The organism is Bacillus sp. FSL E2-0195 (assembly GCF_038003645.1).
Lineage (GTDB): Bacteria > Bacillota > Bacilli > Bacillales > Bacillaceae_G > Bacillus_A > Bacillus_A mycoides.
Genome location: NZ_JBBOPN010000001.1, coordinates 202,665 through 224,941 on the forward strand (window position 1 = coordinate 202,665; position 22,277 = coordinate 224,941).

General features: G+C 34.8%; 21 protein-coding genes. 17 read left to right on the top strand and 4 right to left on the bottom strand.

Annotated elements, in window-relative coordinates; all coding sequences use genetic code 11:
• The first annotated feature begins 62 nt into the window (after window positions 1-62).
• The 5 genes from MHH59_RS01175 (at window position 63) to MHH59_RS01195 (ending at window position 4,620) form a co-directional block, all read left to right on the top strand.
• Entirely contained in the window at window positions 63-1,040 is a 978-nt protein-coding gene (locus tag MHH59_RS01175; protein WP_002124775.1) for a LacI family DNA-binding transcriptional regulator, read from the top strand.
• A 160-nt stretch (window positions 1,041-1,200) separates the two neighbouring features.
• A complete protein-coding gene (locus MHH59_RS01180) occupies window positions 1,201-1,530 on the top strand; it encodes a PH domain-containing protein (protein WP_002091410.1) in 330 nt (109 codons plus the stop codon).
• A 117-nt stretch (window positions 1,531-1,647) separates the two neighbouring features.
• Window positions 1,648-2,484 (top strand): YitT family protein, encoded by an 837-nt coding sequence (locus MHH59_RS01185; RefSeq protein ID WP_002009911.1) that lies wholly within the window; start codon window positions 1,648-1,650, stop codon window positions 2,482-2,484.
• Between the two features lie 261 nt (window positions 2,485-2,745).
• Window positions 2,746-3,102 carry a YxeA family protein gene (locus tag MHH59_RS01190; protein ID WP_002009906.1) on the top strand — a complete coding sequence of 119 codons (357 nt, stop codon included), beginning with the start codon at window positions 2,746-2,748 and terminating at the stop codon, window positions 3,100-3,102.
• Between the two features lie 747 nt (window positions 3,103-3,849).
• Entirely contained in the window at window positions 3,850-4,620 is a 771-nt protein-coding gene (locus tag MHH59_RS01195) for a TatD family hydrolase (RefSeq protein ID WP_002009903.1), read from the top strand.
• A 32-nt stretch (window positions 4,621-4,652) separates the two neighbouring features.
• Here MHH59_RS01195 and MHH59_RS01200 read toward each other — a convergent pair whose 3' ends face one another.
• Complete coding sequence (locus tag MHH59_RS01200) at window positions 4,653-6,302, bottom strand: DUF2334 domain-containing protein (protein WP_078178054.1); 1,650 nt, start codon at window positions 6,300-6,302, stop codon at window positions 4,653-4,655.
• Window positions 6,303-6,550: 248 nt separating this feature from the next.
• Here MHH59_RS01200 and MHH59_RS01205 point away from each other — a divergent pair, with 248 nt between their 5' ends.
• Window positions 6,551-7,084 carry a transglycosylase SLT domain-containing protein gene (locus tag MHH59_RS01205; protein ID WP_000713256.1) on the top strand — a complete coding sequence of 178 codons (534 nt, stop codon included), beginning with the start codon at window positions 6,551-6,553 and terminating at the stop codon, window positions 7,082-7,084.
• An 11-nt stretch (window positions 7,085-7,095) separates the two neighbouring features.
• Here MHH59_RS01205 and MHH59_RS01210 read toward each other — a convergent pair whose 3' ends face one another.
• On the bottom strand, window positions 7,096-7,890 hold the full coding sequence (locus MHH59_RS01210; RefSeq protein ID WP_002187517.1) for a DUF4931 domain-containing protein: 795 nt from the start codon (window positions 7,888-7,890) through the stop codon (window positions 7,096-7,098).
• A gap of 133 nt (window positions 7,891-8,023) precedes the next feature.
• The gene (locus MHH59_RS01215; RefSeq protein ID WP_002029408.1) at window positions 8,024-8,152 is read right to left on the bottom strand and encodes a hypothetical protein; all 129 of its coding nucleotides are present in this window, start codon (window positions 8,150-8,152) and stop codon (window positions 8,024-8,026) included.
• A gap of 420 nt (window positions 8,153-8,572) precedes the next feature.
• On the opposite strand from MHH59_RS01215, the gene MHH59_RS01220 reads away from it, so the two are divergent.
• The 7 genes from MHH59_RS01220 (at window position 8,573) to MHH59_RS01250 (ending at window position 16,158) form a co-directional block, all read left to right on the top strand.
• Entirely contained in the window at window positions 8,573-8,707 is a 135-nt protein-coding gene (locus tag MHH59_RS01220; protein WP_000650295.1) for an RAxF-45 family protein, read from the top strand.
• Window positions 8,708-8,831: 124 nt separating this feature from the next.
• Window positions 8,832-10,718: a ribosomal protection-like ABC-F family protein gene (abc-f, locus tag MHH59_RS01225; protein ID WP_002124786.1), complete on the top strand. Its 1,887-nt coding sequence runs from the start codon at window positions 8,832-8,834 to the stop codon at window positions 10,716-10,718.
• Between the two features lie 153 nt (window positions 10,719-10,871).
• A complete protein-coding gene (locus MHH59_RS01230; RefSeq protein ID WP_000902013.1) occupies window positions 10,872-12,065 on the top strand; it encodes a sensor histidine kinase in 1,194 nt (397 codons plus the stop codon).
• Window positions 12,062-12,718 carry a response regulator gene (locus MHH59_RS01235; RefSeq protein ID WP_033730961.1) on the top strand — a complete coding sequence of 219 codons (657 nt, stop codon included), beginning with the start codon at window positions 12,062-12,064 and terminating at the stop codon, window positions 12,716-12,718. The genes MHH59_RS01230 and MHH59_RS01235 overlap by 4 nt, the downstream gene beginning before the upstream one ends.
• 138 nt (window positions 12,719-12,856) lie before the next feature.
• Window positions 12,857-13,789, top strand: a complete 933-nt coding sequence (locus MHH59_RS01240) for an ABC transporter ATP-binding protein (protein WP_000960163.1) — start codon at window positions 12,857-12,859, stop codon at window positions 13,787-13,789.
• 15 nt (window positions 13,790-13,804) lie between these two features.
• Window positions 13,805-15,001: an ABC transporter permease gene (locus MHH59_RS01245; protein WP_340850759.1), complete on the top strand. Its 1,197-nt coding sequence runs from the start codon at window positions 13,805-13,807 to the stop codon at window positions 14,999-15,001.
• An 11-nt stretch (window positions 15,002-15,012) separates the two neighbouring features.
• On the top strand, window positions 15,013-16,158 hold the full coding sequence (locus tag MHH59_RS01250) for an ABC transporter permease (RefSeq protein WP_002169304.1): 1,146 nt from the start codon (window positions 15,013-15,015) through the stop codon (window positions 16,156-16,158).
• Window positions 16,159-16,173: 15 nt separating this feature from the next.
• Here the strand turns inward: MHH59_RS01250 and MHH59_RS01255 are convergent, their stop codons facing one another.
• Window positions 16,174-16,371 carry a hypothetical protein gene (locus tag MHH59_RS01255; RefSeq protein WP_002115459.1) on the bottom strand — a complete coding sequence of 66 codons (198 nt, stop codon included), beginning with the start codon at window positions 16,369-16,371 and terminating at the stop codon, window positions 16,174-16,176.
• 233 nt (window positions 16,372-16,604) lie between these two features.
• Between MHH59_RS01255 and MHH59_RS01260 the strand changes: the two genes are divergently transcribed.
• The 4 genes from MHH59_RS01260 (at window position 16,605) to opp4C (ending at window position 22,276) form a co-directional block, all read left to right on the top strand.
• Window positions 16,605-18,308: an ABC transporter substrate-binding protein gene (locus MHH59_RS01260; RefSeq protein WP_002124791.1), complete on the top strand. Its 1,704-nt coding sequence runs from the start codon at window positions 16,605-16,607 to the stop codon at window positions 18,306-18,308.
• Window positions 18,309-18,551: 243 nt separating this feature from the next.
• Window positions 18,552-20,279, top strand: coding sequence for an ABC transporter substrate-binding protein (locus MHH59_RS01265; protein WP_002169302.1), 1,728 nt, complete (start codon window positions 18,552-18,554; stop codon window positions 20,277-20,279).
• Between the two features lie 103 nt (window positions 20,280-20,382).
• Window positions 20,383-21,339, top strand: a complete 957-nt coding sequence (locus tag MHH59_RS01270; protein WP_033730959.1) for an ABC transporter permease — start codon at window positions 20,383-20,385, stop codon at window positions 21,337-21,339.
• A gap of 13 nt (window positions 21,340-21,352) precedes the next feature.
• Complete coding sequence (gene opp4C / locus MHH59_RS01275; protein WP_002124793.1) at window positions 21,353-22,276, top strand: oligopeptide ABC transporter permease; 924 nt, start codon at window positions 21,353-21,355, stop codon at window positions 22,274-22,276.
• The last annotated feature ends 1 nt before the right edge of the window (window position 22,277 follow it).

A 22,277-nucleotide genomic window follows, 5' to 3' on the forward strand; every position in this document is an offset into this window, starting at 1 on the left:
CATGATGAGAAGATTTGACATATGTTCATGTGATTCATTAAGTTAAAAGTAGAGGTGAGTGTATGGCTAATATTAAAGATATTGCAAAGATGGCTGGGGTTTCAGTTACGACTGTTTCGAGGGTATTAAATGATCATCCATATGTAAGTGAAGAAAAAAGGAAAGTTGTTTTAGAAATAGTTGAGAAATTGAATTACTCGCAAAATGCAAATGCTGTTCATTTATCAAAAGGGAAGACGAATATTGTTGGCGTGATTTTACCTTATATTAACCATCCGTCTTTTGATGCGATGGTGGGTGGAATGATGGAAGTTGCGTTAGCTCATAATTACAGGGTGCTTCTTTGTCAAACGAACTACAATAAAAAAGAAGAAATGAAAAGTTTACATATGTTGAAAACAAAGCAACTAGACGGTCTTATCATTTGTTCTCGTGCTAATGAGTGGGAAACTATAGAGCCTTATGCAGCGTATGGGGCGGTTATTGCTTGTGAGGATAATGATATTGAAAGCATATCGAGTGTATATACAGATCATTTTAATGCCTTTCAATTAGGGATGAGTTACCTTATTGAAAAAGGTTATAAGAAGATTGGATATTGTACGGGAAGAAAGTTAGGGCCAAGTAGTAAGAAACGTTTTGATGCTTATAAACAACAGCTACAATTAATAGATGAAGAAGTGATGGAAGATCGGATTTTCACAGAATGCTTTACGTTAGAAGATGGTGTAAGAGTTGCACATCAATTCAAGGAGATGGAGAATCCTCCTGAAGCATTAATAGTGGCAGGAGATGAAGTTGCTATTGGGATCATGACAGAAGTTGAAAAATTAGGTATTGAAGTTCCTGAGGATTTAGCGATTATTGGTTTTGATAATCAACCGATTTCTCAAGTTTTACAACTGACAACCATTGACCAAAATTTAAAGGGAATAGGTAAGACGGCTTTTGAAATGTTTTATAGGCAAGTAAGTGATGAGGGTTCTAAACAAGAAAAGATGGAAATTCCGTATAAACTTGTGGAACGCTCAACGGTTTAGTATTTATCCGTTATGTGTATAATCACATAACGGATTATTTTTTGAAATGTCTTTGACAGGAAACGCGTTTCATACTTTATAAAAGAGTTACACCGGTCTGTAATAATCCATGGATTCTTTTCAAGTGCTAAAACAATGAATAGAATTTGGAGGAATATGCATGAATGAACTTTTATTAAGTATGAAAAAATATGTAGAGGATGACGAAAAGATTTTAGCGTTTGTCGTAGGGATATTTGAAAAGGATGACTTTACTTTATGTTATCAACATGGGATTTTTGTTGCCACTACTAGACGTCTTCTATTTTACGGGAAATTTTCGTGCTATCCTGCGATATTTGAAGAGTATTCATATTTGCATATAGATGACATAGATTTCCGTCCATATTTCGAATGTACTTGTAATCGTGAAACCATTAGAGCTAAGTATATTCAGAGTGGGAATGTGGAGCGCTTTGTCCGTACAGTTAGAGCTAATATGAATAATTAATCACCCCTTTGTTTAAACATAATATCTTGGTCTTTGTGAGGGAAAATGCGGAATAAAAACAACTTCTAAACCTCTAGGAGATAGTGATACAATGTCAAATGGGGGGAGGTATGAACTATGGTTAATCAACGTATAAAGGAAATAACACTAATTACAATTGGTTCATTATTATTCGCAATTGGTATTAATTACTTTGCAATTCCAAACCGTTTATCAGAGGGTGGAATTATTGGTTTAACGGTTGTTACGTACTATTTATTTGATTGGTCACCAGGAATTGTGAATTTTGGTTTGAATGCAATTTTATTAGCTGTAGGTTATAAATTTTTTGATAAGAAAACGATGGTTTACACAATTATAGGTATTGTGGAAACCTCTTTGTTTTTATATGTTACAGAACATATCGAATATCAAGTAAATAGTGATACGTTACTAGCAGCTTTATTTGCTGGTGTATTTGTAGGTATCGGATTAGGCTGTATGTTCAAAGCTGGAGGTACATCAGGAGGATCGGCAATTTTAGCTCGACTAGCAAATCAATATTTAGGTTGGAGCGTTGGTAAAGGCGTACTTATTATTGATATCGTTGTAATTGCGGGTTCTGTATTTATAATAGGACAAGAAAAGGCAATGTATACACTTGTAGCTGTATTTGTCGGAGCGAAAGTAATTGATTTCATCGTGGAAGGTATGGATACAAAAACAGCTGTTACAATCATTTCAAATCAACCGGATTTAATACGTGAAACTATTACAAAAAACATGACACGCGGTGTCACTGTATTAGAGGGACGCGGCGGATATACTGGTAAAAATAAAGAAGTTTTATATATCGTTATTAATAAACAAGAGCTTGTTAAGTTAAAGCAAGTTATTAGTAGAGTTGATGAAGATGCCTTCGTTGTCATTCACGATGTGCGTGATGTACTTGGCGGTGGCTTTAAAGCAAGCTAAAAGGTGAACGAGAAAATTCGTTCATCTTTTTTTTATCCCGCATTAACGGGCAGTAGAACTCTCACCTCAAAATTCAGCTGGAGCAAAGAAGTTAGGTGGGAGATCAACTGCCCGTAAACGCCCGATTGGTGAGGGCTGATTAAAGTTTCACTTTATTCTTACAAAAATGTAAGGGTAATGTAATGGGATTGAATGGTAGATTAAATTCCTGCTCTTTAGAATGGATGTATAAGTATCCTGTAGAGGAGGAAGATCAGTATTATGAAGAAAAAAATAATTACTACTGTAATAGCCATGGTAGTGATAGTAGTAGTATTACTACCTACGAAACTTGGACCGGTTATTGATAAATATAATCCGCTTTATACGACGAAAGAATACTATACAATTGTGGATGCTATTGGTCAGCATGTCGGTGATGAATGGTATGAATATGAATTTATTGCATTTGATGAACGTGGAAGAGAACAAAAAATAAAGAAGACTGTTAAGCATATGTTAAAGAGAGATGAAGCATTAAAGGTGTACGCAAAAGGACGCTACGGCGAGGCAATTGAAGAAATTGAAGCTGGAAATATTCCTATTAATGCGAAGAGTAAACTTTTAACGATGAGATAGCGGATTATACCCCCGCCTATTTTTTGTCGAAAATAAAAATACTAGGTAGGGGTATTTTAGATTCGTGAAAAAGCCTTAGTCCATATGGACTAAGGCTTTTCTTATTATATAAGGGGGAAGGGGGTACATTGTAGTAGCATGAGTGAAAGGTATAAGAAGAGTCGGCTACTAGCAATGTAATTTGGTTATGTGAGTATTCTTCTTATTTGGCTTACTTTCTAACCTTATTGTACAAAGTATAGGTAAGGGGAACTATCGAATTACATTACACATAGCTTACAAATATGTAAGACTCCTGTAATGCAATTCGATAGTTAAAAGATAGTAAATTTAATATAGTGTAACTAGAAAGTCTCATTTTATTACTTTCTGATTCGCAATGTTAATGAAGAACGAAAAACCAACTAACTTTGAATAGCCCTCATCTTAGCTTAAGATGAGGCCTTTTTTCAAACCTTACAACATTGTAAGGTTTACGTAAGTTAATTCGATAGTAAATTTGTCATATTTTTTGCATAATAGATACAAATAGATAAAAAATAATTAGGGATATATTAAGAAGGGAGAAAACTGGGATGCGTAAAGAAGAAGTAGTGAAGTTTCCAATTAAAGATTTCTGTAGCTACTTTACTGTTGCCGTAGTATGTATTGGATTATTTGATATAATAACAAATTTAATTGTTAACTAATATAGATGATAAAACAAGAAGGAAGACCCTTTCTTGTTTTTTTTATGGGGGCATAAAGATGAAATTGATTGATAGCCATATACATGTTGATCAATATGAGAATGAAGAGAAAAGTAGATTATTTATAGATGTGGAAAACAGTAAAGAGATACAAGGGCTTATTGCAGTATCTATGAATTATCAATCATGTCTAGAAACTTTATCTTTAGCAAAGCGATATCCTTTTGTACATCCAGCAATAGGTTTTCATCCGGAGCAGCCGATTCATAAAGAGGAATGTGAGAAAATTTATAAATTAATTGAAGATCATGTAGATGAAATTGTTGCGATTGGTGAAGTGGGACTCCCATATTATTTAAGGAAAGAAGATGAAAATATTGCTATTGATCCATACATAGCGGTGTTAAAAAAGTTTGTGGAACTAGCTAGTAAATACGATTTACCAATTATATTGCATGCGGTTTATGAAGATACTGACACTGTATGTGGTTTACTTGAAGAATATAAAGTTTCGCGTGCACACTTTCATTGGTTTAAAGGAAGTGAAGAGACAATGAAACGGATGATGAGGAACGGTTATTATATTTCTATCACACCGGATGTTTTACATAAGGAGAAAATTAGAAAAATAGTTTCGTATTATCCGCTTGAATATATGATGGTAGAAACAGATGGGCCGTGGGAATTTCAGAAGGATACGATGACACATCCTTATATGATAAAAGATGTATTACAAGAAATTAGTATAATAAAAAAAATATCAGTAGAGAAAGTTACTGAGCAAATATATGCGAATACGGTGCGATTTTATAAAGTTAGTGAGTCATAAAAAAACACCAAGCATCTCGCTTGGTGTTTTTTTTATGACTCTAATTTTTTCGCACGTCTTAATAATAAAAGAAAGACAATTATAATGAACCCAATTATAAGGAAGAACCCATATTGTTTTATATAATCAATTATGTCATTCGCACTTGTTGGTTTTTCAACGTGAATGCCTTCTTTATTAGTAGTAATATGAATATCTTTCATTTTTACTTCATTCATGTCTTTTTGTAAATCAATCCACTCTATGTTTGGAATACTTTCTAGTTCTTTTAATACTTCTTTTAATGGTTCAACGCCCAAGTAAGGATGATAAAATGCACCGATAATTCCATCAGATAGTTTAGTGATAGATAAAGCACGTTCTTTCATTTTTGCTATAGCTTGTGGCTTCCCTTCTTCAATAAAGCCAACAGTTTCAGGAATTAATTTCATCCCATGCAAAAATGACGGTGTACTTATATAAGCTGGTGAGTGCATTGATTTCCAAGTTGTATCGTTTAGTTGTATTTGTCCTACATAAGTTGAAAAATATTGTGATAGTATTTCATATCCTTTTTGAGACATTGTATAGTGCGGAGCTTCAAAGGCAACTGGATATAATTTAGCTTCTACAAGCTCTGTAATCCCTTTTTCAATATGATCTTTAATATATTTTTCTTCGAAGGCTTTCCCGTTTTTTACGTATTTATTATAGTCTTCTGGAGACTGAAAATCTTTTTTTGTTTTTGATTTTTCATGGTTTGGTTGGCGAATTGGTTGATCTGTTTTTACATCCCAAAATTCAAAACCTTCGCCAGTTTCACTATCATAAAACTGATGTGTGTAACCATGCATAACGATAGAGCCACCATTATCTTGCATAAAGTGTAAAACATCGATTAATTCAGAGTTATCCTTTAAATGTACTGTTTTTCCTGTGTCTGGATCGTTGTAAACAGGGATAACGGTAATCATATAAGGGAGCTTTTTCTCTTTTAGTAATTCAGCGATTTCTTTTAATTGCTTTACATCTACAGCTGGATGAACGTCTTCAAGACGTAAATAAGCTGAAGTTTTATTTGTTTCAGGTTTTTGTCCGAAATAAGAAAATAACATTTCACCGACGTAATGAGACATCCAATCGAAAAGGTTTGGAGTTGCAACATAATAGGATGTTCCTTGCTGAATGATTAACGGATGAGTTCCATCAGCACTCAAGGCGTAAGCAAGAGTTGTTCCTTTTGTTTCAATTTTCTTCATTAAGCGTTCTTCATGTAATTCATTTTTTAACTGGTTAGTCGGATATTCTATAGTGTGAATTCGTATATCGGTTTCTTTCAGGGTAATGAAAGAAAAACGATTAGATAATTGTTCAACATTTTGTCCTAAAACTAATATGGGACCTGAGAAGTTTTCTAGAAATTGTTTTGCTGCAATAGAAAAATCTTCTTTTTTCTCTCCGATATAAACAATATGTGTATAAGAAGATGATTCAGTACTTTCCTTTACTTCCTTTAAGCTTTTTACTGTTATATCTTTTGTAAAGTGCCCTAACTGAGTATTAAGGATTTGTACATTGTTTGTAATTTTGTTGTCTTCTGTACTATACAAAACGAGTACTTTTGATTTTGATGATGTTTGTGCAGAGGTATGTATAGGAATGAGTAGTAAAATGCTGAAAAAGATTAGTAGAGTTCTTTTCATTTATTTATGCTCCTATTCTATATATAGAATTCAATTTACAATTATATACAATAAATAAGTTATAGTCCATGTAAGTTACATTTTTGCACGTATTTACCATATGTTTTTTCGCAAAGTCGGTCTAAAGCATGATGATAATATGTATAGTAATTTGCTATGATTGAAAGGTAAGAGAATGATAGAGTGTTGGTAATTGTAAAAGGAAGGCTGAAAGGGGACAAATTTCAGCGGAGAAAGAGGTAGAGGTAGTGAAGAAATTCTTTGTAGGATTTTTAGTTGTTCTTGGAGTGTATTTATATTTCCAAGGAAAGTCTGAAGGAATGGGTAAGCTAATGAATGAAACAAGCTATGTTGATTCAGAAGAAGCAAAACAGATGAAACAAATCATTATAGAGGAAGCAAAGAAAGTAAACCTTCCGGAATGGATACCTCTTACAATTGCCGAACATGAAAGTAGGTTAAATCCAAGAAGTGTTGGAGATAACGGAACTTCATTCGGATTGTTTCAATTACACCGCGGTGGTGGGCTTGCGCCAGATCATTTAACTGATGAAGAGCTGAAAGATCCACGTACAAATGCGCAAATTGCAATGCCGCATTTAATGAAAGGTTATAAGCGCGGGGTGCAAAAAGGTTTGACTGATTTTGCATTACTGAAATATATAGCGAATACATCTGGATGGCCAGGGAATTTAGGACCAGAGTGGACGGATAACAATATGAAGTATAACATCGGATTAGAGGATGTATACTATCGAAATAAAGGTGTAATCAAAGAGTAGGTTTTCTATACCTACTCTGTTTTTTTATGAACAATTTCATCCTTTTCTTTCGTGAAATACTGCGCTAGTTGTATTTTCACATCTTCTAGTTTTGTAGAAACTTGCGGTATTTTATATCCTACATACAACGGTGAAACGACAAACCTAGGAACAACTTTACAAATGATTTTCCTGTTTAAGTAATAGAAGAATAAGTTATAACTACTACATCCTTTATGGAAATCTGTCAGTATGTAACGTACAGTTTGCTGAATATAATTGGCCATTTCATCTATAAATGCAATATCTTCAATGATGATATTAAATTCAGTAAAGCCGATAATAGGACGCTCTGAAATATTGAGTTCAATGCGTTCATTTTTTTGAACAATTACCCCTTGGAAATTTGCTTCCTCAATATTTTCAAGATAGTCTACATGTTTCATTCCGATAATTTGCATATGTGCATGATGCAAACTTCCGCCTGAAAATGGACCATGATTTTTGTATAAAATCACAGAAGTGAATTCTTCATTTTCCTGTAAGTTTAACCAATGGAGAATAGAGAAGCGAATTAGTTTTCTCATATGTTCTTCTGTATATGTTGCGATATGGTCTTCGCAATTATCTGTTTCGATTAGCACGGTTTGAAAGGTATCCTTTAATGTAGGAAATTTATTTTTTAACCAAATAATAGAGCCCTCAGTTGCTAAAATATCCGTTAAATTTTCTCTGTCACAAAAAGGACATGCAGCGCTTCTGTTCCGAATGCTTTCTGGTTTTTGTTTACCGATATCGTTTAAAAAATATAGTTGTTGTGTATCCATTTGTATATGCCCCTTTAAAATATATGTAAAAATCCCGCTTAATACATTCGGGAAAAGGAGAAGGAAATCCTTTAAAGGGAATAGGGAAAAATAAAAGACAAGATATCCTCATTGCAATAGGGTACCTTGTCTTTTATTTTTTCTTTAATAGTGTGTATGGATAATATAGAGCATTTTCATTTTGTTTCTTTTTTCTATTTTTTATTGTGTATAAGGCAATTGCTGTACTTGCGATTACAATAATGGCTTTCTTCATATTCATATACCCCTTTTTATTGTTGGTTTAATTCTTGGCTAACTGCTTTCGCATCAACTAAAGCATGTAAAATCATTTTTACCATGTTCATCATAGTTCTTTCCTCCCTTTTATAGTTCGTTTAGTTCTTTTACAACTGCTTGTCCGTTCACTAATACCTCAAAGATTGCTTTTACGATTTCTTTCATCATGATTGTTTCCTCCTTGTTTTTGTCTCTCTTGTTTATATCTTTATTGTATAGGGAGGCATCTTTTCGTACTATCGCTTTCCATTACGTGAACATAACAGTTTTGTAAGATTTGATGTCACTTATTGAAATGTTTAGTCTATCTTCATTATTTTCAGAAAAATGACTATTCAAACATAAATCGGGGAAGTATAATAAAGAAGTAAGTATTAAATTCCGTACGAAAGGAGTGAATGAGATGAAATGTTCTTTAGCTACGCGCGCAAAATTTTTAGATTATATCTATATTTGTCGTGCGATTTTTCATGATGCAGTTGTTAACGGGATACGTATGCCCTTTTTTAACAATTGCATAGTAGCTATTGAACGATAGAAGTCTCTTCACCCATTTTTGATAAACGTGTGAAAAGGGAGCTATTTGGCTTCCTTTTTCTATGACAAAAACCATGGGGAATGTTTCTTTCCCATGGTTTTTTATATTGAAAGGAGTACGGAAAATGACAATTTGTAGTGTAAATAATGTAAAGAAATCTTTTGGTGGAAACATCATATTTGAAAATATATCGCTTGAAATAAAGAATGGAGAACGTATTGGATTAGTTGGTCGTAACGGTAGTGGGAAGACAACTATCTTTCAGCTTCTAACAGGAATGGAGAGTTTGGATGCAGGAGCCATTCATATGAAGAAAGGTACATGCATCGGTCATGTAGCACAAATTCCAAAATTTAATAATGAAATGAATGTATATGATGTATTAAGCTCCGCTTTTAAAAAGGAAAAAGAGTTGGAGATAGAAATGCATGCTTTAGAAAAAAATATGGCGGAAGAACAGGAATCATCTGCTTTACAAAAATTGATGGAGAGATACGGAGTAATTCAAGAAAGGTACGCGTTTCTCGGTGGTTATGAAATAGAAGCGAATATTATGAAGGTAGCAAATGGTCTACAGGTGACGGAACTATTTCCAAGATCATTTATGGAGTTAAGTGGTGGAGAACAAACAAAAGTAAGCCTTGCGTATATGCTATTGCAGAAACCAGATCTACTTTTGTTAGATGAACCAACAAATCATTTGGACTTATTTGCAGTCGAGTGGTTAGAGCAATTTCTAAAAGAATATACAGGAACAGTTATGGTCATTTCGCATGATCGCTATTTCCTTGATGAAGTTGTAACGAAAATTTTTGATTTAGAAGATGGAGAAATTCACGTATATCATACGAACTATTCACAGTTTGTTGAGGAAAAGGAAGAAAGGCTGCTTCAAGAATTTCAAGCGTATCAAGAACAGCAAAAGAAAATAAAGAAAATGAAAGAAGCAATTAAGCGTCTACGTGAATGGGCAAATCAAGCGAATCCGCCGAATGAAGGATTGCATAAGAGAGCCAGAAATATGGAACGTGCATTAGAGCGCATAGAGAAACTAAAGAGACCCATTTTGGATAGAAAACAGATGGGACTTCAGTTTGAAGGGCAAGAGAGAAGCGGGAAAGATGTTGTTGTAATGAAAGAAGTGAGTAAAGGATTTGATGAACGGTCTTTATTCGAGAAAGTAAATTTGCATATTCGTTTTCAGGAGCGCGCAGCTATCGTTGGACGTAATGGTACAGGAAAGACTACGTTATTAAAACTATTACTAAAAGAAATGCAGCAAGATGCTGGAGAAATTCGGATTGGTAGTAGTGTGAAAATTGGTTATTTATCGCAACATGCGTACGGGAATATGAAGAACAATGTATTGGAAGCTTTCAGAGATTGCGTGGCTGTAACAGAGGGAGAAGCAAGACATATATTAGCTCGTTTCTTATTTTATGGTCCAGCTGTTTTTAAGAAAGTAACGCAACTTAGCGGTGGAGAAAAAATGAGGTTAAGGCTCGCGCAACTTATGTATCAAGATGTTAACTTTCTTATTTTAGATGAACCGACGAATCATCTTGATATTGAATCAAGGGAGGTTTTAGAGGAGGCCCTTGAACAATATAATGGGACGATTTTAGCTGTTTCACATGATCGTTATTTCTTAAATAAATTGTTTGAAAAGACATATTGGATTGATGAGCACAAATTATTTGAGTTTGCAGGGAACTATGCATGGGCTCGTCAAAAGTGGGAAGAAAGAATTGAGAAACAGGTAGTAAAACAGAAGCAGCAACAGCAAGGGAATAAAGCGTTAGAAGTAATGCCTATAAAAAAGAAGAAGTCTAGGGATTTAGAGGCAGTTGAAAATGAGTTAATGCATATAGAAGAAGATATATATGCACTCGAATGTAAAATGGAAAATGTAGTTGATGTTGAAATGCTTGAACAATTATATGAAGAAAAAACGAAAAAAGAGTTTTTACGAGCGGAGTTATATAATGAGTTAGAGAATATTGTGGAGTAAAGAAAATAGAATGAAAAAGAGCAAGTTGTTTCCTCATATTTTGGGGGAGGGCTTGCTCTTTTTAGTATAATGAAAGCAGAAAAATTGGTATAATTTTCTTGCTGCTGTGATAATAGAATGAACTTTAGGTCACTAAAACGTGGGGAGAATTTTATGTTAGGATATGCGCGGATTGCTACAATCGTCATGATTTGCTTAGTTTACGCAAATCATGTTTCACGTGAAACAGAAAATTTACAAATTTTTGTCGGTATTGCACTTTTTATTTATATTGTGAATCATATTTTGCTTGTAAAAGCAAAAGGGAGTAGGAAACTTGTTTTTTATACCTTGCTCACAAACGGTATTGTCACAGCGTTATTAGGGTTTTTATTTCCCGAGACATGTTTGTATTTAATTATATTTGGAATTGATGCGGTAGGATTATTTATTCATGATTGGCGTAAAAGGATGACTTATTTTTTTATCGCTTTTTTCTTTCTTTGTTGGTTTATAAATATACTACATACGTATCAACATACAGAGAGTCTGGAATTGGAGAGTAATGCAATTAACTTTATGTTTATCATTTTCAGTGCTTTAGCTGGAAACTTAATAAAAAAACTTACAGCTGCTCGGCAAATGGTAGATGAGCAATATGGGGAATTAGCATTATCTCATACAGCTTTAAAAGAAGCACATGAGCAATTACGTCTATATGCAAAAGAGGTAGAAGAATTGACAGCTGTTCGGGAGCGAAATGATATTGCCCGAGAAATTCATGATACTGTTGGTCATAATATGACGGCATTACTTGTTCAGTTACAACTGGCGGAGGTTTTATGGAAACAAAAATCGGACGCTACAGAAGAGGTTTTACATACATGCCATGGGTTAGCTAGAAAATCACTTCAAGAAGTGAGAGCTTCTGTGCATGCCTTAAAAGAGGAAAGTAAACTAGGGAACATAATAGAGAATATGCGTGAAATGTTACATGGATATTCTAAAGTGACGAAAGTACAAGTATCTTTTCAATTACAAGGAGATCCGGTTTTGATTCCGTTGTCACTACAGCCTACGTTGCTTCGTATTATGCAAGAGTCTTTAACGAATGCAAAACGTCACGGAAAAGCTAGTTTATGTGAAGTGAGTTTAGTTTGTTCAGTGGAACAAGTTAAGTTATGTATTTTGGATAATGGTATGGGAGTCAATGAAGTAAGCCCTGGATTTGGCTTACTTAATATGAAAGAACGTGTAGAGGAGCATGGTGGAATCATTCAATTTGAGAGTGAAATAGAAAAAGGTTTTCGCCTAAAAATCGAATTTCCACTCCGAGAAAAAACATGGGTAATAGGGGGAGCGTTATGATTCGAATTATGATTGTTGATGATCAATCACTGATTCGTGATGGATTGGCAATGATATTAAATTTACGTCCGGAACTGGAAGTGGTAGGGACGGCTAGTGATGGGGATGAAGTCGTACAAAAGGTGAAACAATTACAGCCTGAAATTATTTTGATGGATATTCGGATGCCTCGTATGAATGGTGTTGAAGGAACTCGTTTAGTTAGAGAAAAGTTTCCTTATATAAAGGTTCTTATGTTAACAACTTTTAGTGATAGTGAGCTTATTTTTGAGGCATTAGAGCAAGGAGCGAGTGGTTATTTATTGAAGGATATGGAGACAGATGCAATCGCGCAAGCAATTTTAACGGTGTATAGTGGCGGGGTTGTGCTTCCTCAGGATATAACAGCGCAAATTATAGAGGAATTAAAAAAGACGAAAGTGGCAGTAGAGTGTAACCCACCAGAACAACTAAAACAATTAACTGAGCGAGAAGTAGATGTTTTAAGAGCAATTGGACTGGGGTTAAATAATAAAGAGATTGCCGAAAAGCTATTTATTACAGAGGGAACTGTTAAGAATCATGTTTCTAATTTGATTAGTAAGCTAGAACTGAGAGATCGAACACAAGCAGCAATATACGCAGTAAGGTATGGCGTCACGATGTACACATGACTTTTGGCATATATAAGTGTGAAAAAGCAGCAGAATTTGCTGCTTTTTTATTTTGTATTTCTATCTTAAGGGTGATGGAGAGAAGAAGAAATTTTTCTACAATGAAAGTGTAGATGAATACAAAGGGGCTGAATCAATATGTTAGTCATAGATCATATTACGAAATCATTTGGCAAGAAGGAAATCGTAAAGAATGTTTCTTTTGAAGTGAAAAAAGGTGAAACATTTGGATTGCTTGGACCAAACGGAGCGGGGAAATCAACGACGATATCAATGATTTGCGGGTTAATTCCATACGATAGTGGTGATATAAAAGTTGGTGGGAAATCTGTAAAAGAGTATCCATTAGAAGCGAAAAAGAAAATCGGTATTGTCCCGCAAGACATTGCGCTGTATCCGACACTTTCAGCAAAGGAAAATTTAATCTTCTGGGGAAAGATGTACGGTTTAAATGGAAAAGTTGCAAAAGAGCGGGCAGAGGAAGTGTTAGCTTACGTCGGTTTACAGGATCGGGGAAAAGATAAAATTGAAACATTTTCAGGTGGAATGAAAAGGCGTATTAATATTGGTGCAGCACTTATGCACGAACCAGAGTTATTAATTATGGATGAACCGACAGTCGGGATTGATCCGCAGTCGAGAAATCATATTTTAGAGACTGTTAAAAAGTTAAATGAAAAAGGTATGACGGTCATTTATACGAGTCATTACATGGAAGAAGTTGAGTATTTATGTGAGCGAATTGCCATCGTTGATCATGGAAAGGTAATTGCACTAGGAACGAAAAGAGAGCTATGTAATCGTCTAACAGATGGGTTTATGGTGAAATTGCAATTAAATCGCTACAGTACGGAACTGCTACAAAAGTTGAAGGCACTACCTGTTGTTGAGCGGATTATTTTTGACGAAGATAGTAGCACGATTGATATTGGACTAAATGGTGGCGAGGCAATTGGCATAGTTGTTTCAGAAGTTGTTGAAAACAAAGCTCAAATTTTAAAACTGGAAGTAAAAGAACCGAATTTAGAGGCACTTTTTTTACAATTAACAGGACGTTCACTTCGTGATTAAGGGGGTTAGTACGAGATGAGAAGTTTCATTATTGCATGGAAAGATTTAAAAATCCGTTTAATTGATCGGCGCGGATTTATGATGATGTTAATTATGCCAATTGTATTAACGGCCATTTTAGGTTCAGCATTAAGTAATGTATTTGAGAGTGGTGGACTACCGAAAACAGTAATTGGCTATTATCAAGAGGGAACGGATGAGTTTGCAGATGTCTTTCAAAAAGATGTATTGCAATCTAAAGAAATAAAAGATGATGTGAAAGTAAAGGTAGTTAACTCTCGGGAAGAGCTTGAAGATATGTTAAAGGAAAAGAAAATAGATGTAGGAATTGCCATCCCAAATAAATGGAGCGAACAAGTACAAGATGGAAAATTAAAAGAACCAAAGGTGCTTATAGACCCATCAAAAGATATACAAGCAAAAATTGCTGAGTCAATGATCCGCTCTTTTTCAGAACGTGTTCAAACAGTCGCAGTATCTACTAAAAGTGTTGTAACAGAATTAGCAAAATCTCAGCAGAGTGATGTAGCACAAGTTGCAAAAGAGGTAAGTGGAAGTCTACAGACGATAGCAACTGCAAGTGTGGGTAACATCCAAAAAGGAACGGTAGGAAAAAAAACAGTTGCAGCGATGCAATATTATGCAGCAGCAATGTTAGTCATGTTTTTACTATATAACATAACAGTAGGTGCAAAGTCAGTTGTAACAGAGCAACGAACTGAAACGTTGGCGCGTTTGTTCAGTACACCGACGAGCTCATTTTCAATTTTATTCGGGAAGTTTTTAGGTACATTACTATTTGCCTGTATACAATTTGGAATATTTATAGTTGCTACACACTTTATGTTTCATGTGGAATGGGGCGCAGATGTGTCTCAAATAGTAGTGTTGGGAATTTCTTATACAATTTGTGTTTCTGGTTTATCTATGTTAATCGCCGCTTTTATTCGTGAGGAAAAAACGGCAGACTTAATGGGGGGAATCGGTATTCAAATACTAGCTATATTAGGAGGATCAATGTTACCGATTTACGTATTTCCCGATACACTTCAAACAGTTGCAAATATTGCTCCGAATAAATGGGCACTTACGAGCTTTTTAAATATTATGTCGGGAACATCTTGGGATGTGCTATTCCCTGTCATTTTAAGTTTATGTAGTGCAGGAATTATCTCCGTTATGATTGGAACGTTACGTTTACGTACGAGATAGGAGGGGAAATGATGAAGAAAGTTTGGGCGCTTTGTTGGCTAGAATTAAAACAAATTTTAATTAAGCCACAAAGTTATATACTCATGTTTGGAATGCCTATTATTTTTACACTCATATTCGGTGGACTTTTAGGCGGAAGTGGGAATGAGAAAGTAAATATTAGTTTAGTAGATAAAGATGGTTCTGTATTATCTGGCAAGTATTATGAGGAAATAAAGAAAAGTGATTTAATTTCTATAGAAAAGGTAACGTATAGGGAAGGGACACAGAGGATCGAAGATAAGAAAGCATCTGGTATAATCATCATTCCGAAAGATTTTCAAAAGAGTATGCTAGATGGAAAAGTAGAAAATATCCAATTTCAAGCCAGTGCTGATTTTACGGGTGGAACTTCTGTAGAGCAAGTATTAGCAAGTGCATTAAAAAAGATGGAGATAGAAGTTAGTGCAGCAAGAGATTTTGAGAAGAAAAGTAACACTTCGTGGGAAACGATGTATGAAACAATTTATACAAAAATAGATCCTGTTTCGATTCAAAAAGAATTGATTTTACACGATGATCAAAAGTTAAATAACGTTACAGGGCGAGCGGCAGGTTTTTCAATTCTATTCGTCATGATTGTCATGTTAAGTGCGACGGGAACTATTTTGAAAACTAGACAACTTGGTGTTTGGTCTCGTTTATTAGGGGCACCAGTTTCAAAAGTTCAAATACTAGCAGGATATATCCTTTCCTTCTTTTTAATAGGGTGGATTCAATTTGGTGTTTTAATGATATTAACGCATTCATTATTTGATGTGCAGTGGGGAAATTTATTAGGGGTTATTACACTCGTTTCAGTATTGCTATTAGCGGTTATTGGTCTAGCTTTATTATTGGCAAGTATCGTGAAAACAACAGAACAGCAGTCCGCACTAGGGAATATCGTTGTAATTTCAACGTGTATGATTGGTGGTCTTTATTGGCCAATTGAAATTGAGCCTTCATGGATGCAAGCGGCGGCAAATTTTGTTCCGCAAACGTGGGCGATGCGTGGCTTTACTGAGTTAATTGTAAGGGGAGGTACATTAGCTGATATAGGAGGATATATTGGTATACTCATTTTATTTGCAGGAGTATTTTTCGTAATTGGTTTAACAAGAATACGTTATGACTGAAAAAAGAAAGCAGAGTTACAGCTTTACGCGCTGAACTCTGCTTTCTTTTTGTGTGGTATCTTCCCTTGTTGAAATTATAATAGCGATCCCGAGCATAATAAAAAAAGCTAAAAAGAGGACGAACTTTGGGAAGAAAGGGAATAGTAATAACGCCCCGACTATTATGATTGTTAATAATACATAGTGCAGGACATATTGGAATAGGTTGTCCATATTTTCGCCCCCTTCTTGGTAGTTAATTGTTATTATTCTATGCGGGACTATTAGGTAATAGAAGGTGTTTTTTATTTTTTGAAAGACATCAATTAGCAAGGATTGACATAACTAGTGAAAAGGAATAATCTTGAAATTAATTCATACTATTTTTATAGGTAAAGTAAAGATAATTACAGAATTGGCGTTATGTTACCACTTAATAAAAAAACAGGAAAGTAAGGGTGAGAATTATGCGAAAGGTTTTTAAAGGGTTACTTTTTACGTTTCTTAGTACATCGGTTTTATTAGCAGGATGTGCTCAAGAAGAGACAAGTACAAATGAAGCAACAAAGATGCCGAAAGTAAAAGATGAGTTTATTAAAGCGAGTGACAAAGCAAAAAGTCCAGCAAAGGCAAAAGAAAGAAAGGATACCTTTGTAGTGGGAATGCCGAGCCCTGGCGGGATATTCCTTCCGCATTTTATGGAAAATGGGTGGGATGGTAATATAACACAAGCTATCTTTGCTCCTCTCGTTGGATTGGATAAGGAGGGGAAACCAATTCCAATTCTAGCGAAGAAATGGGATATTTCGGAGGATCAGCTTACATATACGTTTCATTTGAAAGATGATTTAAAGTTTAGTGATAGTTCACCGTTAACAGCGGATGACGTAGCATTTACATTAACTTTACTACATGATCCAACTTATAGTGGTGCAACGGACATAAGCCAAACAGCAATAAAGGGTGGGCAAGCATATAAAGAAGGAAAGGCTACATCTATTGAGGGGATTCAAGTCATCGATCCGAAAACAATTACGATTACAACTGAAAAGGTAAATGCCCAAACATTATCGTTAATTGGTGGAGAAGTTATATCAAAAGCTTATTACGGTAAAGAATATAAGCAAGGGAATTTAGAGTATTTAAAAGAGTTATATGGAAAACCGATGGGAGCAGGAGCTTATAAACTAGATAAATATATTCCAGGTCAAGAGGTTCGTTTTGTAGCAAATGAAAATTATTTTGAAGGTAAACCGAAGATTGAGCACTTTATTTATAAAATTACAAAAGGTGATACGAAGCTGCAACAATTTCAAGCGGGCGAAGTAGATTATGATGGCTTCACGACAAATGCGGAGACGATTGAACAATTAAAAGAGTTAGGCTTTGCTAATGTTAATGTGTATACGGGAAGTTCATACGGTTACATTAAAATGAATTATAAGAAGTCATACTTTAAAGATAAACGTGTACGCCAAGCGTTTATTTATGGATTAGAGCGTCAAAAGGTCATTGATACATATTTCCAAGGATACGCTTCACTCGTTAATGTACCAATTACACCAGTTTCGTGGGCGTATACAGAAGAAGGAATCAATAAATACGAATATAATTTAGAAAAGGCGAAGAAATTGCTCGATGAAGCTGGGTGGAAAGCTGGATCAGATGGTATTCGTGAAAAAGATGGCCAAAAATTGAAGGTAAGTTATTTTGCTTCTTCTGCAAGTAAAATCAATGATGTGATGATCCCCGTTATGAAGGAGGATTATAAAAAGATTGGGGTAGATTTCAATCCTGAATACATGGACTTTAATACGATGATTTCCAAGGTAATTAAAGGAGATTATGATTTAGCGATGGTCTCCACACCGATGATTGATGATCCGAGCGGAACAATTGAGGAGTTTGTTTCGACAAGTAAGCGTAATTATGATGGATATCATAATCCGAAAGTAGATGAATTAGCTAAGCAGGCATTAGAAACATTGGATATTGAAAAACGAAAAGAAATCTATAAAAAACTATATCAAGAGTTAAGTGAAGATCCACCTGTTATTTTCTTAAACAATAGTAAAGTCGTGTCTGCACATAATGCACGAATTCAAGGATTACAAGAAGATAATTATAATGGTATTTTGTTAAGTTTACCTAAATTGAATATTGCTCAATAATTTCGAAAGAATTATCGAAATATTTATATAGAAATAATTGACAAAATATACTGAAAGATATAAGCTAATAACCATAAAGTCTACCGGAAAGGTCGGAATAAGATTGTTACCCCTCAAAAACAACTATTTTTTTATAACCAAAACCGACTTTTCCGATTGGCTATAAAATGTTGCTGTGGGAGGCATACATTAGGCAAGCAGTTCATAAGGTGTAATTATTAAAAAAAAGTTAGGGTGGGGACAATGAAGAAAAAGACAAAAAAATGGGCTGGTGTATTTTCGGTATTACTGAGTAGTTCGCTTGTGTTATCTGCTTGTGGGGGACAGGAGGATACGGCTTCTACAGAACCAGTAAAACAGCAAGATTTAAAAAATATAAAAGTTGAAAATATTGCTGCGACAGATAAGACGAAAGTACCAGATAAAGCGAAGAATAGAAAAGATACGTTAGTAGTTGGCATTAGTAAACCAGGCGGCGTATTTTTACCATATTTCCAACAAAATGGTTGGGATGGAAACGTCACTTCAGTTATTTTTGCATCCCTTGTATCTACAGATAAACAAGGAAAACCAACTCCAGAATTAGCTGAGAAGTGGGATATTTCCTCTGATCAGTTAACATATACATTCCATTTACGTAAAGATTTGAAATTTAGCGATGGTTCACCATTAACAGCAGATGATGTAGCGTTCACATTGACGCTTTTACATGATAAGGCATATGAGGGTGACAAAGACATTTCTCAATATGCTGTTAAAGGTGGTAAAGAATATAAAGAAGGAAAAGCAACTTCTATTGAAGGAATTCAAGTTGTTGATCCACAGACAATTAAAATTACAACTAAAAAAGTTAATTCACAGGCACTAACAGCCTTAGGTGGAGAGGTATTATCAAAAGCTTATTATGGAAAAGATTACAAACAAAATACAAGCTTAGATTACTTAAAAGCGTTATATGAAAAACCGATAGCTGCGGGTCCATATAAATTTGAAAAGTATATCCCAGGGCAAGAAGTGCGATTTGTAGCAAATGAAAATTATTATGCGGGTAAACCAAAAATTCCAAACTTCATTTATAAAATTACTTCTGGTGATACGAAGCTTCAATTATTCCAAACAGGTGAGGTTGACTACACTGGCCTAGGTACTGGTGACGAAGTTCTTGAACAGGCTAAGGCTTTAGAATTTGCAAATATCCAAATCGAAACAGCAGCGTCATTTAGCTATATTTATATGAATAATAATAAGCCGTACTTAAAGGATAAAAAGGTTCGTCAAGCACTTATTTACGGATTAGATCGTAAAAAATATGTTGATACAGCATTGAAAGGATACGGTACGGTAGCTAATGTACCAATTCATCCAACTTCTTGGGCTTATACGGAAGAAGGAGTTAATAAATATGAATACGACAAAGAAAAAGCGAAAAAATTATTAGATGAAGCAGGATGGAAAGTTGGTTCGGATGGAATTCGTGAAAAAGATGGTCAAAAATTAAAGCTTTCTTATTTCGGCCCAAGTTCGGCTAAAGATAGCGATTTATTAATTCCGATTGCAAAAGAGAATTATAAAGAAATAGGTGTAGAATTTAACCCTGAATTTATGGACTTTAATACTATGCTTTCGAAGGTAAACAAAGGTGATTATGATTTAGCTTCTGTTTCGACACCAATTACAAGTGATCCGAGTGAAACAGCTGGTGAATATTTGTCGGGTGTCAATGAGAAGAGTCTTGGTTATAAAAATACAAAAGTAGATGAGTTAATTCAAAAGGGTATTGAAACGGTAGATATTGAAAAACGTAAACCAATCTATAAAGAACTGTATAAAGAATTAAGTGATGATCCACCAGTAATTCTATTAAACTATCGTAGAACAATTACTGGTTATAACGGGAATATAAAAGGAATTGACCCTGAAAAATACAATAGTATTAGTGCAAACTTACCAGCTCTATCTATCGAAAAATAACGAGAAGAATGTATAAGTAGAAGACATTTTTTCATTCGGCAAGTAGTGTGCCGCTTTGAAAAAATGTTCTTCTATTTTAAGCATAAGATTGGAGAGAAAAAGGGTGAAAACATATATCATTCGTAGGCTGTTACAAATGATTCCTACACTGTTGGGGACATCGATTATTATCTTCTTCCTGTTCGCACTTCTTCCAGGAGATTATATTGATTCAAACCCGAAGATTACACCGGAAAGAGCAGCTGAACTTAGGGAATTGTATGGATTGAATAAACCAATTGTTGAGCGATATTTTCACTGGCTAGGTAATGCATTGCAGGGGGACTTTGGTTTTTCTCTTCAATATCAAGAATCTGTAACGTCATTATTAAATAAATTTATATGGAATTCGTTTATTGTTGCGATTATTGCATTGTTCTTTATTTGGCTAATTGCACTTATTATCGGTGTATTTTCAGCGACAAAGCAACATTCTTTATTCGATAAGCTTGTAACAATTGGTGTATTTGCAGCGATGTCATTTCCTTCATTCTTTATCGGTTTGTTTTTAATTAAAGTGTTTGCGGTTGACTTTAAGCTGTTACCGATAGGCGGGATGATTGATGTTGGGAGTAATTCAACTGGGCTTGCTTACGGAATAGAAGTTGCAAAGCATATGGTTTTACCCGTATTTATTTTAACTCTTCTTGGAGTTGGCTCATTAACTCGTTATTTTAGAACGAGTATGTTAGAGGTTGTACGGCAAGATTACATTCGAACGGCTAGAGCAAAAGGGTTAAAGGAGAAGACCGTTATTTATAAACATGCATTAAAAAATGCAATTTTGCCGGCTATTACATTGCTTGCATTTGAATTACCAGGGTTGTTTTCAGGGGCAATTATTATAGAACAAATTTTCAACTGGCCAGGTATCGGTAATATTCAATTAGAAGCACTTAATTTTCGTGATTATACGGTATTAATGGCATTTACGATGTTTCTTTCGTGTTTGACAATTTTTTCAAACTTTTTAGCGGATATTGTATATGCAGTTGTTGATCCACGTATTCGGTTGAAGTAAGGGGGGGAAAGAGATGGAAACTGTTACAACAACTACGGAAAAAAAAGAAAAAAAGAAAAGAAGGAATGGATCATCGCCGTGGAGGCAAGCTTTTAAAAGGATAAAGAAAAATAAAATGGCACTTATAGGATTTTACGCATTAGTTTTTATGTTTTTATTTTGTTTTATTGGTCCATTCTTTTCACCGTATGCATCAGGAAAAATACAAGTTACGTTAATTAACAAACCACCTAGTTTTTCTCATTGGCTTGGCACAGATCAATTAGGAAGAGACATTTTAACGAGGCTTATGCAAGCAGGACGGATTTCATTAACAATTGGCTTAGCCTCAATGGTGTTATCCGTTATACTAGGTGCTTTATTAGGAGCGATTGCAGGTTTCTACCGTGGTATCGTCGATAATATTATAATGCGTCTCGCGGATATTTTAATGTCGATGCCAGGATTACCGTTACTTATTATAATGGGAGCTATTTTATCAGAATGGAAAGTACCATCTGATTATCGTCTTTATGTCATTATGATCATTTTAAGTTTAGTAGGTTGGCCAGGACTTGCACGCCTCGTACGAGGTCAAATTTTATCGCTGCGAGAACAATCGTTTATGCAAGCTGCTGATGTACTCGGGATAAACGATTACCGGAAAATTGTATATCATTTAATCCCAAATGTTCTGCCGATATTAATTGTTGTATCCACATTAGGTGTTGCAGGTTCTATTTTAGGAGAGTCTGCACTAAGTTACCTAGGACTTGGCGTTGTCCCGCCTACACCATCGTGGGGAAATATGATTAGTGCAGCAAACTCATTAATCGATTTCCAAAAGCGTCCGTGGTTATGGATCCCGCCTGGTTTTGCAATCTTTATAACAGTTGTATCAATTAATATACTTGGCGATGCACTTCGTGATGCATTAGATCCAAAGATGAAGCGGTAGG